This is a genomic window from Archangium lansingense, from assembly GCF_026626635.1.
GTDB lineage: Bacteria > Myxococcota > Myxococcia > Myxococcales > Myxococcaceae > Archangium > Archangium lansingense.
In genome coordinates, this window is record NZ_JAPNKA010000001.1 from 9678643 (window position 1) to 9691121 (window position 12479).

Sequence of the window (12479 nt, forward strand, 5' to 3'; positions counted from 1 at the left end):
GGCTGCACGGGCAGTCTCAGGGGCTGCCAAATGAAGCGCACCCCTTGTGCTGGCGGCACGTACGCCAGGTCCTTGCCCTGGCTACTAGCTCCCCTTGAACTCGGCCCACACCGGCGCGTGGTCCGAGGGCTGCTTGCCCTTGCGCGCGTCACGGTCCACGCCCGCCGACACCAGCCGCTCCACTAGCGGCGCCGTCGCGAAGATGTGGTCGATGCGCAGTCCCTGGTTCTTCGGGAACGCCAGCATCCGGTAGTCCCACCAGCTGAACTTCTGCTCCGCCGGGTACAGCTTGCGGAACGTGTCCGTCAGCCCGAACGCGCACAGGTGCTCGAGCGCCTTCCGCTCCTTGTCCGTGCAGAGCGTCTGACCCTGCCACAGCGCCGGATCCCACACGTCGATGTCCGCCGGCGCCACGTTCCAGTCACCGCACAGCACCAGCGGCTCGCTCGGCTTCTGCCGCGTGTCCAGGTAGCGCCGCAGCCGCCCGTACCACTGCAGTTTGTACTCGTACTGCTCCGAGCCCACCGACTGCCCGTTCGGCGCGTACGCGCTCACCACCCGCACCCCATTCACCGTCGCCGCGATCAGCCTCGAGTGCGTGTCATCCACCCCATCCGACAGGCCGCGCACCACATCCGTGGGCTCCGTCTTCGCCAGGATGGCCACCCCGTTGTACGTCTTCTGGCCATGCACCGCGGCGTGGTAGCCCACCTCCCGCACGGCCTCCATCGGGAACTCGGCGTCCTGGCACTTCAGCTCCTGCAGGCACACCACGTCCGGTTGAGCACTCTTCAGCCAGTCCACCAGCCGGTCCAGCCGGGCGCGGACCGAGTTCACGTTCCAGGCAGCGATCTTCATCTCGCCCAACGTCGCACGTCACTTCTCACCCCGCCACGGTTTTTCCCTCCGCCTTCCAGGCACACCCTCAGGGGTCCTGTAGCGCGCTGTGGCACCTGAGCCTTTTGGCCCCTGGATTCCTCGGTGTGGCCCACCGGCCGCAGGGAACCCGTCCGGGGAGCAGGGAGGCGTCCTCGTAGACCCTCACCCCCACCCTCTCCCAGAGGGAGAGGGAGTCTGGAGCAGGGCTGGCACGGGCATCGCAATGGGCTCCTCCCGACAAGGAGCCGCACCATGAGGAATACCATCCTGTCCGCCTGCTTCGCCGCCCTCTCCCTCACCGCCTGCGACGTCAGCCAGCTCCGGCGGCCCCATGCGCTGCTCCCGTCCACCGCCAACCGCCTCGACAACCGCGTGCGCCCCTCCGGCGAGCCCACCACCGAGGTCGCCCTTCTCGCCCCGCCCTCGCTCCCCTCGCCGGGCGAGGCCCTGCCCGAGACGGCCGGGCTCCCCCCTCCGCCCCAGATGCCAGAGGAGGCCCATCCTCAGCCTGAGGAGCTCATCCCCGCCGAGCCCGCGGACTCCATCTCGCTCCCCCACGAGCCCCACCTCTATCCGGTGGCTCACCTCGAGCGCGCCCGCGCTTTGCGCGAGGAGGGTGACCTCTCCGGTGCCCTCACCGAGGCCCGTCGCGCCGTCCACGACGCCGCCGATGATGTCGACGCCGCCGAGCAGGCCCTCGACGCCCTCATCCTGATCGCCCGCCTGTCCGGCCAGAAGCAGCTCGCCGCCGACGCCTACCGCGAGCTCGCGGTCCTCTTCCCCGATGGCCCCGAGCCCCTTGTCCAGCAGGCCCGCCTCCTGCTGGAGCTGGGCGACACCGAGGGCGCCTTCCGAGCCGCCGAGTCCGCGCTCGAGCTCGACCCCGAGTACCCCGAGGTCTACCAGGTGCTCGGCCGCATCCACCTGTCCGCCGGCCAGGCCACCGAGGCCATCATCCGCTTCCGACAGGCCGTGCACCTCGACCCGTACCATGGGTATGCCCTCAACAACCTCGGGCTCACCTACCTGCAGACCGGCCAGGACGCGCTGGCCGCCGAGGCGCTCGCCCAGGCCGCCTACCTGCTCCCCCACGTGGGCTACGTCCACAACAACCTGGGCCTCGCTTATGAGCGCCTTGGCCGCTACGAAGAGGCCCGCATGGCCTTCGATACCGCTACGCGCCTGTCGCCGGGGGACCTCAAGGCCCGCCTCAACCTCCAGCGGCTGAATCGCGAGGCCCGCGCCTCCGTCGACCTCCAAGCGCTCCTCGGGGACCGCACGTCTCCGGGGTGCCCGGAATAGCCGGGGCTCTCGGGTGTCTCGCGAAGCCCCCCCGCCCGGCGGGCCACCAACCCATTCCGGTTCTCCGCCCGGCGGTTTAACGTCGCCCACCTTTTGTTGTCCCCGCGTCGTCCCATGAACCCGGCCCGCGAGATGAGCTTCCAGCCCTCCCCTCTTCCTCCCGCCACCCCTCCGGCTCCTCCGGCCCGGCCCAGCCTGGGCGCCCGGCTGTGGCTCTGGACGAAGCGACTCCTCGTGCTCGCCGCCGTGGGCCTCGTGCTCCTCGTGCTCACCGTCTTCGGCGTCTACCTCTACTACAGCCGGGATTTGCCCTCGGTGGAGGCGCTGCGCAACTACCGCCTGCCCCAGGTCACCAAGGTGCAGTGCGCAGACGGCTCCGTGTGCACCGAGTTCTTCATGCCCCAGGGCCGCCGCACCGTGGTGGACATCAAGGACCTGCCGCCCCACGTGCGCAACGCCTTCCTCGCCGCCGAGGACGCCGACTTCTACAAGCACGAGGGCCTCGACTTCTTCGGCATCGTCCGCGCCGCGGTGAAGAACCTCATCCCCAACAGCCGCAAGTCCGGCGCCTCCACCATCACGCAGCAGGTGGTGAAGAACATGCTCCTGACGCCCGAGCGCAGCCTCTCGCGCAAGATTCGCGAGTGGATCCTCACCCCGCGCGTGGAGCAGGCCCTCACCAAGGATCAGATCCTCGGCCTCTACATCAACCAGTCCTACTACGGGCAGGGTCGCGACGGCATCGAGGAGGCCGCGCTCTACTACTTCGGCAAGCATGCCAAGAGCCTGACCATCGGCGAGGCCGCGGTGCTCGCGGGCACGGTGCAGTCGCCCAACCGCATCAACCCGGAGAAGAACATCGTCAAGGCCAAGCAGCGCCAGCAGTACGTGCTGGGGCAGATGGCCGGGCAGGGCTTCGTTCCCAGGGAGCTGGTGGAGAAGGAGATGGACAAGCCCATCGTCCTTGCCCCGCGGCCTCCTGCCGAGGTGGGCCCCTACTACGCGGAGGAGATCCGCCGCACGCTCGTGGCCCGGTACGGCGGTGACGCCGTGCTCACCGGGGGCCTGCGCGTGGACATCGCCATGGACCCGAAGCTCCAGGCCATCGCCGACGAGTCGGTGCGCAAGGGACTCGAGGCCGTGGACCGGCGCCAGGGCTACCGCGGCCCCGTTGGCACGTTGGAGCCCGCGCGCTTCGAGCAGCTCAAGCCCCTCATCGCCAAGCAGATCGAAGAGGCCGGCCGGCGCCAGAAGGAAGGCGCCTACGTGGCCGACCTCTCCTCGCTCGCCCAGTCCAGCGCCCTCCCCACTCCGGCCGAGCTGACGCCCGTGGTGGTCACCGAAACCGAGCAGGAGGAGGAGGCCCGGCTCTCCGCCGACGAAAAGCTCGCGCTCGCCGTGCAGTTGCAGCCCCTCAAGGAGGGCCTGCGCGTGGCCGGCGTCGTCACCCAGGTGGATGACACCGGCAAGAAGGCCCGCGTGGACCTGGTGGGCCGCGCCGCGGAGATTCCCTTCTCCACCGTCACCTGGGCGCGCATCAAGGGCAAGAGCGCTCCCTCGAAGATGTCCGACGTGATGAAGCCCGGCGACATCGTCCGGGTGCGTGTCACGCGCGTCACGCCCGCCCCCGCGCTGCTCGAGGCCACGCTGGACCAGGTGCCCATCGTTCAGGGCGGCCTCGTCGTCATCAACCCGCGCAACCGCAATGTGGTGGCGCTGGTGGGCGGCTACGACTTCGCGACCTCGCCCTTCAACCGCGCCACCCAGGCGAAGCGCCAGCCCGGCTCGTCCTTCAAGCCCTTCCTCTATGGCGCCGCGCTCGGCAGCGGACGCTACACCCCCATCAGCACGGTGAACGACGCTCCCGAGGCCATCCGCGACCCGTACACCGGCAAGACGTGGAAGCCGCAGAACTACGACCGCGCCTTCGACGGCCCCATGACGCTGCGCCAGGCGCTCACCAAGTCCAAGAACACCGTGTCCGTGCGCCTCATCGAGGCCATCACCCCCGCGACCGCCATCGACTTCGCCCGCCGCGCCGGCATCCGCTCGGAGCTGCCGGAGAACCTCACCCTGGCCCTGGGCACCGGCGAGGTCACCATGCTGGAGGCCGCCAACGCCTACGCCACCCTGCAGGCCAACGGCCGCTACGCCGAGCCGCTGATGATCCTCAAGGTGACGGACGCGCAGGGCAAGGTGATGGAGGAGCACCAGCCGGCCTTCGAGGAGACGCTGCCCCCGGCGGTGGCCTACCTCACCACCTCGCTGATGCGCAGCGTGGTGGAGGAGGGAACGGCCCGCGCGGTGACGGAGCTCAACCGCCCCGCCGCCGGCAAGACGGGCACCGCCAGCGAGAACCGCGACACCTGGTTCTCCGGCTACACCGCGGACTGGGTCGCCAGCGCGTGGGTGGGCTTCGACGACCACTCTCCCCTGGGCAGCTCCGAGACGGGTGGCCGCGCGCCCCTCCCCATCTGGCTGGACTTCATGCGCGCCGCCCACGAGGGCCTGCCCTCGCGCGAGTTCGAGGTGCCCCCGGGCGTGGTGCAGGTGCGCATCGATCCCGTCACTGGCCTGCTCGCGGGCAACTCCGTGCCTGGCCGGCTCGAGTCCTTCCTCGATGGAACCCAGCCCACCGCCGAGGCGCCCCCGCCCGGCCACGTCAGCCCGAGCGACTTCTTCCTCCAGGAAGGTAGCCGGGGGGGTCTGTGAGCCGGGCCCTCGCCGCCGCCCTCCTGCTGGCCGCGCTGCCCGCTCCGGCCGCCCAGACTCCACCGCCACCGGCCACGCAGGCTGCTCCGTCCACCCCGGCCACGCCCGCCCTCGAGCGGCTTGCCCAGGCGGTGGCCACGGACGTGCGGGCAATGAAGCCCGAGCCCCCCGTTGCCCTCCACCTCTCCGGCGGAACACCCGAGCTGCGGCGCGCCTTCGGAACGCTGCTCACCTCACGCCTGGCCTCCGCCGGGCTCGCCCCCGTGGTGCTGGAAGCGCCCTCCCCCGAGGCTGCCGAGGCCCTCGCCCGTGAGCAGGATGCCCGCGCGCTGGTGCGGCTCAGCCTGAGCGTGGAGGCCGGAGAGCTGCGCGCCCGCGGCGATGCGTTCAGCACCTGGGTGAACTTCTGGTCCGGCCGTACTGCCACCCGTGCCCCTTCGCCCGCAGCCGCTATCGTCCAGGCCGTGGAGGCGGATGCCGCGGCACTCGCGCTCGCCGCCGTGGAGACCCCACGCACGCCCACCCCGACACCCGAGGAGCCGCGTCCCCTGCGCCTGCTGGGTGCCGTGCTGGCGCGCCTGCCCTCCCCTCCCGCCGCGCTCGCTGCCGGGGACCTCGATGGGGACGGCAAGGACGAGGTGGCCGCGCTCACCGCGCACTCCGTGCATGTCTTCGCCGCAGACGGGAGCCTCATCGCGGAGCGCTCTCTGGACATGCTGCCCCCCGGCCCCGCCCCTACCCGCGAGCCCTTTGGCGCGCTCGCCATCCTCTCCGGTCCGCCGCGTCTCGCCGCCTGGTCCACCCGCTTCGCCCATGGCGAGGTGCTCACGCTGGAGAACGGCGCGCTGCGAGGGGTGTCCCGGCTCGAGGCCGTGCCCCTGGGCCCGGACGCGCGCGGTAGCTTCGTCCCGGGTCAGACGGCCTTCGCGCCCGAGGTGAAGCTGGGCAACAACGGGGAGCAGCGGCTTGCGAGCGTGGCGGCCCGCTTCACCACCTTCAGCTCCGCCAACTCCCGCCTGCTCTTCGTCCACCCGGATGGCTCGGCTTCCTTCTTCGCCCGGCCCTCGGTGGCCGCCGTGCCCATCTCCGGCCTCGGCGCCGGCAGCGCGCTCGGTGACCTGGACGGGGATGGGACGCCGGAGCTGCTCACCACCTCACCCGAGCTCCAACCGTCGCCGGACGTCCTGCGCGTCTTCAAGACGAACGGGAGCGACCCCACCGCCCATGAGCCCCTCTGGCAGGGACCTCTGCCCGCGGGCCGCGCCCTGTACGTGGTGACGGCCAACCTGGACGGGGACAAGCGCCGCGAGGTGGTGGTGGGCCTCACGAAGCCGGACGGCACCGGCGAGCTCTTCCTCCTGCGCCAGGGTGCGCCATGACGCTCCGCTACGCCCTCGCCAGCCTCCTCCTGCTCGGGGCCACGCCGTCGCTCGCCGCCGGCCGCATTCCCTACGGAGGCGAGCTGCGCGTCGCCCACGCCGGCCCCGCCGAGCCCGGTGAGCCGACCCTCGCTGACAGCCCTCTCGAGGCCACACTGCTCGGGTTGCTCTCCCGGCCCGCCTGCAAACTGGCCCCGGACGGGCACCTCGCAACCGCGCTCGCCCGTGAGCTGTCCCGTCCCTCTCCGCAAGTGGTGCGCCTCGCCCTGCCCTCCCCTGCGCAGGCCACCGCGCTCGCCCGGGCCTGGGCTCGGCTCGCCGGCACCGAGGCCCCCTCTCCCTACCGTGCCCTCCTCTTCCCGCTGCGCGGCGAGGGGCGGCAACTCTCCGCCACGGGCGACACCCTGGAGCTGGCGCTCGGCTTCCCCTGGCCGGACCTGGAGCGCGCGCTGTGCCACCCCGCGCTCGCCCTGCCGCGCTCTGTCCCCGCTGCGCTCGGCCCGTTCTCCGCTGTCAGCGCCAACAACGTGGAAGCGCGGCTTGCATGGGGCCAGGGCCGGCCGTACCTGGACAAACTGCGTCTGCTGCCCACCGATGAGCGCGGCCTCTCGCGTTTGTGGTCGACGCAGCAGGCCCAGGTGGCGCTCGGCGTGCTCGCCGAGGCAGGTACTCCCTCCGGCGCGGCGCTGTACGCCACCTACCTGGCCTGGTCTCCACGGCGCGTGCCCGCGGACTTCCGGCAAGCGGTGGAGAGTGCGCTCGACCGCGAGGACCTCACGCGCCTCTTCGTGCGCGGGCCGGCCGTGCCCATGCCGAACCTGCTGCCCCCCGCGCTCCTCCCGCAGTCCCCGGAGGCCCGCCCCACACCGACTCCCGCATCCCAGGCCGGACGCAAGGTGACGCTCCTCTACGACGCGGGCAGCGAGGACCAGCGCGCGGTGGCCGAGCGCATCCAGGTAAGGCTGCACGACCGGGGTTACGCCGTGGCCCTGGAGTCCCTGCCGCGCGCCGAGCTGCGCGCCCGCTGGGCTCGGGGAGAGTACGAGCTGATGCTCCACTCGCTGCTGCTGCCGCCTGTGCCCGGCCCGGCCCTGGCCGTGGTGCTGGACGCCGCGGGCCGGAAGGATCTGCTCGGGGTGGAGCTGCCGCGCATCGGTGCCTTGCCCGACGCTGCGGCGCGAGATGCGAGAGCACGAGAGCGGGCCCTGGCACTCGCCCCGTCTGTACCGCTGCTGCCCCTGTACGCGCAGGGGCTGGCGCTGCGGGCAGCACCGGAGGTGGGAGGCCTCGCCTTCGACGCCCAGGGGCTGCCCATGCTGGACGGCGCCTGGCTGCAACCTGCAGTGACGGGTGTCCCGGGAGCCCGGAGATGAGACTGAGGACGAGGCTGGCGCTCGCCTTCGCCCTGCTGGCACTGGTGCCGCTGGCGGTGATGGTGCCCTTCACCCTGACGGAGCTGCGCGCCACGCTGTCGCGCGGGCTGGACGCACGCATGGACGGCGCCACTGCCTCCGCGCAGGAGGCCCTCGAGCGAGCCGCCGCCAACGCGCGCCGAGCCGTGGAGGAGTTGGTGGAGAGCCCCGCCATGGAGGACCTGGCGCGCGAGGCCCGCGAGTCCCCCGCCCGCGCCATCCGTGCGGACACCGCCCAGCCACTGATGAAGAGCCGGGGCCTCACGGTGCTGTCCCTCTTCGACCGCAAGGGCACCACGCTGTCCTCCGGACACCTGCCCGCGCGCCGGGGAGACCCGGATCCGGCCCTCTTCGGGGTGACGAGGGAGAAGTCCTCCAAGCCCGTGCCGGTGAAGGTATCGGTGCGAGGAGACCAGGGCCTGCGCGAGGTGCCCGCGCTCGTCACCGCGAGGCCGGTGGATTACGGGGACTCGCGGCTGTGGGTGGTGGGCGGGGTGCTGCTGGACCAGGGATTGGCGGCGCACCTGTCGAGGCTCACTGGGGCGGAGGTGTCGCTGCTGTCCGGGGACTCGGTGGTGGCCAAGGCGGGGAGCGTCACGCCGCCCACGGTGTCGCGGGTGCTGCCATTGGGAGAGGCTGCGACGGTGCGGCTCGTCTTCAGCCGCGCGGCCGAGCGGGAGGCCACGGTCGGCGTGTTCCGCTCCTTCCTGCTGCTGGCCGGACTGGGGCTGAGCTTCGCGGTGCTGCTGGGGCTGATGATGTCCCGGCGCATCACCCAGCCGGTGGAGGCACTCACCTCGGGCGCAAGGCGCGTGGGAGAGGGCGCGCTGGACGTGCAGGTGCAGGTGAAGGCCACGGGCGAGGTGGGCGAGCTGGTGAAGACGTTCAACCACATGACGACGGAGCTGCGCTCGACCACCGAGCGGCTGGTGGCCACCGAGCGCGTGGCCGCGTGGCAAGAGGTGGCGAGGCGGCTGGCGCATGAGATCAAAAACCCGCTGACGCCCATCCGCATGTCGCTGGAGACGCTGATGGCGGTGCAGGACGCGCAGGACGAGCGCTTCCCCGCGCTCTTCCGAGACAGCGCGGGAGTCATCCTGGAAGAGGTGGATCGGCTGAAGCGGATTGTGGACGAGTTCAGCCGCTTCGCGCGCTTGCCCAAGCCGCAGCTCGAGCCAGTGGACCTGGGAGAGCTGGCGCAGAACGTGCTGTCGCTCTACGCCTCACCACCCGAGGGCATCAGCATCCACTCGGAGGTGCAGCCAGGAGTGGTGGCGAAGGCGGACAGGGACCAGCTCACGCAGGTGCTGGTGAACCTGGTGAAGAACGCCGAGGAGGCGATGGCCAAGGGAGGCGGGGCGCTGCACGTGCGAGTGAAGGGCAGCGACCACGAGGCGGTGGTGGAGGTGCAGGACAGCGGCCCGGGGATTCCACCCGAGCACCGCGCTCGCATCTTCGAGCCCTACTTCACGACGAAGGAGGGTGGCACCGGCCTGGGACTGGCGATCGCGGCGAGAATCCTCCAGGAGCACGGCGGCAAGCTGGACGTGGGCGGCGAGCCCGGCCAGGGCGCCTGTTTCACCCTGTCCCTGCCCCGGGAGCGGTGACGATTCATCGTGCCGCTCAGGCTACTTCGACAAACCGGCCTGGAACCTCCTCCAGCGCAATTCCAGAGCATCCCTGCTCAGCAATTGTAAATCACAGGCAAGCACAGCGCCTGCGAGAGTTTCGTACCCCATGCCGCTCAACCTGGGGTGCAGACTGATCTGGAGCGTCTCTGGATTGATTCCGAGCAGGTCCAGATCAAAGAGCGTGTGGATGTCCGCACGGAGCAAAAGTCCATTCGAGGGATGGTTGTCCTTCTCACCCCGATAGGGAGAGATGTGCGCCGCCTCGAGTAGGTCCGGAAGCCTACACCGGGTCACCAAGCAGGTGTCGCCGAAGCGTTCACGAAGCCCCTGACGGAAGGGACCCTGACCCCGACGCTCGCGGATCTGGCGTGCGATGCGCTTCCTTTCATCCCGTTCATTGGGAACATACGGCTCTTCCGAAGAATCCTCCGCCACGAGACCGAGGCCCAGGATTGCTTCAGGCAATGTCTCCGCCAATCGAAGCACGCTCTTCGCCGGCCCCTCCAGACGCGCCAGGTCCACCTTCTGCATAGAAAGCTGCGCGTTGTAGATTGGGCAGGCCCGGCGCACCTCCTGCACGGGGATGTGCCCAGGGGCTCTTTGGAACGCCCCATCGAAATAGGCCTCGTACTTGACGCTCGGCACCTCATCCGGCTTGGGCTCATCGAACTCGTGGCCATTCCAGCACCTGAATCGCGGGCGCTTCTTCTTGCGCTCCTTGATGGTCGCAATCCCGCAATCCGGACACCGCCTCAATTTCTTGGGCTCATCCAAGGAAGCAATCCTGGAGATCCTGGCGATGCCCAAGACAGCCTTCCGATCGCAGAGGATCAGCAGATCCCCCTTTGTCACCTGCAGGTGATTCGGAACGAAGCTGTCGTAGCGGTAGACCGAATCCAGCTCATCGGCATACCCCACGTTCCCTGCGTACTCGCGCTCTGCGCCTAGAGAGAGCACCAACCAGGCACGTCCTGTCTCCATGCCCACAGTGGAGGGTCTTGAGCAGGAGACAATGAAGGACTCAGGGCATGGGGTGGAGCGACCTCATCTCTGAAGACACCTGGGACCTGACAGGTCTGTTCCCCTCCTCGGTACGCAGGCTCAATCCTTCGTCCGCTTCGAGCGCGGGCCCTTCCCGTGCGACAGCGCGTGCCTGCCTGGCGCCTGCTCCGGGGCCCGATTGGAGACGCCGTGGTCCTTCTGGGGCGGACCCGGATCGCGCTGCGAGGCCTGGTGTCTCTCCCACTCTGCCTTGAAGACGGGGTCCTCGCGCGGCACGGTGACGCGGGGGATTCCTGCCCGCATGATCTGCTCGATGCGCTCGGTCATCAGCCGGTCCTTCGCCGTGACGAACGTCGAGGCCACACCGCTCGCGGAGGCACGCGCCGTGCGGCCAATGCGATGCACGTAGTCCTCTGGCGCGTGCGGCAGATCGTAGTTGATGACGTGCCCCACGTCCTCCACGTCCAGCCCTCGCGCCGCGATGTCCGTGGCCACCAGGCACCGGTACGTGCCCTCCCGGAAGGCCTTCATCGTCTGGTTGCGCTGGCTCTGCGTCCGGTCCGCGTGCAGCACCCCGCTCCGGTACCCCGCCTGCTCCAGCGCCTTGTGCACCTTGTCCGCCCGCTCCTTCGCCCTCACGAAGATGAGCGCCGTTGCCTCATCCCGAGCCAGCAGCGTCAGCAACAGCGCGGACTTCTCCTCGGGCTTCACCACGTACAGCCGCTGCTCGGCACGCTCGGCGGGCGTCCCACTGCGCGTCACCTCCACGCGCACCGGCCGGTTCAGCTCCGCGCGGGCGAAGCGGCTCACATCCGGCCCCAGCGTCGCGGAGAACAGCAGCGTCTGCCGGCGCCGAGGCAGCGCCGCGAGGATGGACTCGAGCTGCGGCTGGAAGCCCATGTCCAGCATCCGGTCCGCCTCGTCGAGCACCAGCGCCTCCAACTGCGAGAACGACACGACTCGCGACTCCAGCAGGTCCACCAGCCGCCCCGGCGTGGCCAGCACCAGCGTGGGCCGCCGCTTCAAGGCCTCGGCCTGTGCCGCCATGTCCTCGCCGCCGATGACCACCGCGTGCGTGACGCCTCGCGAGGTGCCGAAGAAATCCACCGTCCCGGCAATCTGCTGCACCAGCTCGCGAGTGGGCGCCAGCACCAGGCCTAACGTGCCCTTGCGGCCGGCGAAGCGATCCACCAACGGCAGCACGTACGCGGCGGTCTTCCCCGTACCCGTGGCGGCGCAGCCGATGACGTCCCGGCCGGCGAGCGCCGGAGGAATGGCCTGCGACTGAATGGGCGTGGGCCGCTCGAACCGAGCGCGGCGCACAGCCTCGAGGGACTCGGGGGACAGGCCGAGCTGGTCAAAAGTGTTGCTCACGGCCTGGGGGTACCACGACGCCGCCGTCAGAACCACCCGGCTCGGGGTCCGTTCGTCCTGTCCGTTGCGCTATCGGGGGCCCTACGCCCCTCCGGCTCGTGAGCCCTCAGAAGCGACCGGCCAGCACCAGCGCCTGGTGCTGAGAGGAGAGGACGACGGCTGGCTGCACCTGGAGCCCCGTCTCCTTCTTCCGGTGGCTGGAGGAGAGCTCGTACCCCAGGAAGGCGCCCACCACCGGCAGGGGGATGGCCACGCCCCTGAGGATGCTGGAGAACGGTTCGCGCGGGCGCTCAGACAAAGCCCACAGTCCTACCGCCGCGAGCCCCCCTACGGCGGTGCCGCCGACTGTCGCGAGCAGGCTCCCATCTCCCGCCATCAGCTCGCCCCCCCACCAGACGCCCAGCGGGAAGCCGAGGGCTGCCCCCGCGAGCGCGAAGGGAAGGACCGTGGGGCTTTCATCGGGCTCGAAGAGCTGGAGACCGCTCCCGAGCATGTACAACCCCACGCCCACGAGTGCTCCCGCGAGGCCCGTGCCCACGCCCGCTCCCCCTTCGACGAGCAACCGCTGCCACAAGGGATGTACGGGCGGCGCTACCTGCACGGGGTCCGGGAGAAGCCTCGGCGTGGTGTCCACGACCGGTGCCTGCACGAGCCGCAGCCGTCCCGGGCTCCCACCCGCCGCCTCGGGGACATCCTCCCAGCGCCTCCCCTCCCCAGCGCGAGCCATGGCTGGGAGCAGGAAGAGGAGCGCCAACATCCACCGCACGGCCACGCATCTGGACAAGGGG

The 12479-nt window shown here is 70.5% G+C and carries 9 protein-coding genes; 5 read left to right on the top strand and 4 right to left on the bottom strand.

Annotation, left to right across the window (positions count from 1 at the left end; all coding sequences use genetic code 11):
• Positions 1-84: 84 nt before the first annotated feature.
• Positions 85-858, bottom strand: coding sequence for an exodeoxyribonuclease III (gene xth, locus OV287_RS38405; RefSeq protein WP_267539013.1), 774 nt, complete (start codon positions 856-858; stop codon positions 85-87).
• A 273-nt stretch (positions 859-1131) separates the two neighbouring features.
• Here xth and OV287_RS38410 point away from each other — a divergent pair, with 273 nt between their 5' ends.
• From OV287_RS38410 to OV287_RS38430, 5 genes are all read left to right on the top strand, one after another.
• A complete protein-coding gene (locus tag OV287_RS38410) occupies positions 1132-2181 on the top strand; it encodes a tetratricopeptide repeat protein (protein ID WP_267539014.1) in 1050 nt (349 codons plus the stop codon).
• 114 nt (positions 2182-2295) lie between these two features.
• Positions 2296-4893, top strand: a complete 2598-nt coding sequence (locus OV287_RS38415) for a penicillin-binding protein 1A (RefSeq protein WP_267539015.1) — start codon at positions 2296-2298, stop codon at positions 4891-4893.
• Entirely contained in the window at positions 4890-6272 is a 1383-nt protein-coding gene (locus OV287_RS38420; protein WP_267539016.1) for an FG-GAP repeat domain-containing protein, read from the top strand. Before OV287_RS38415 ends, OV287_RS38420 begins: the two co-directional genes overlap by 4 nt.
• Positions 6269-7645: a periplasmic substrate-binding domain-containing protein gene (locus OV287_RS38425; RefSeq protein WP_267539017.1), complete on the top strand. Its 1377-nt coding sequence runs from the start codon at positions 6269-6271 to the stop codon at positions 7643-7645. Before OV287_RS38420 ends, OV287_RS38425 begins: the two co-directional genes overlap by 4 nt.
• Complete coding sequence (locus OV287_RS38430; protein WP_267539018.1) at positions 7642-9291, top strand: sensor histidine kinase; 1650 nt, start codon at positions 7642-7644, stop codon at positions 9289-9291. Before OV287_RS38425 ends, OV287_RS38430 begins: the two co-directional genes overlap by 4 nt.
• A 21-nt stretch (positions 9292-9312) precedes the next feature.
• Here the strand turns inward: OV287_RS38430 and OV287_RS38435 are convergent, their stop codons facing one another.
• The 3 genes from OV287_RS38435 to OV287_RS38445 all read right to left on the bottom strand — a co-directional run bounded on the left by OV287_RS38435 (position 9313) and on the right by OV287_RS38445 (position 12475).
• Positions 9313-10272: an HNH endonuclease gene (locus tag OV287_RS38435; protein WP_267542489.1), complete on the bottom strand. Its 960-nt coding sequence runs from the start codon at positions 10270-10272 to the stop codon at positions 9313-9315.
• Between the two features lie 144 nt (positions 10273-10416).
• Positions 10417-11691 (bottom strand): DEAD/DEAH box helicase, encoded by a 1275-nt coding sequence (locus OV287_RS38440; RefSeq protein WP_267539019.1) that lies wholly within the window; start codon positions 11689-11691, stop codon positions 10417-10419.
• Between the two features lie 106 nt (positions 11692-11797).
• Entirely contained in the window at positions 11798-12475 is a 678-nt protein-coding gene (locus OV287_RS38445; protein ID WP_267539020.1) for a hypothetical protein, read from the bottom strand.
• Positions 12476-12479: the final 4 nt, after the last annotated feature.

Coding starts and splice junctions, on each gene's coding strand:
- xth (WP_267539013.1), bottom strand. CDS start 858: ATGAAGATCGCTGCCTGGAACGTGAACTCGGTCCGCGCCCGGCTGGAC.
- OV287_RS38425 (WP_267539017.1), top strand. CDS start 6,269: ATGACGCTCCGCTACGCCCTCGCCAGCCTCCTCCTGCTCGGGGCCACG.
- OV287_RS38410 (WP_267539014.1), top strand. CDS start 1,132: ATGAGGAATACCATCCTGTCCGCCTGCTTCGCCGCCCTCTCCCTCACC.
- OV287_RS38430 (WP_267539018.1), top strand. CDS start 7,642: ATGAGACTGAGGACGAGGCTGGCGCTCGCCTTCGCCCTGCTGGCACTG.
- OV287_RS38415 (WP_267539015.1), top strand. CDS start 2,296: ATGAACCCGGCCCGCGAGATGAGCTTCCAGCCCTCCCCTCTTCCTCCC.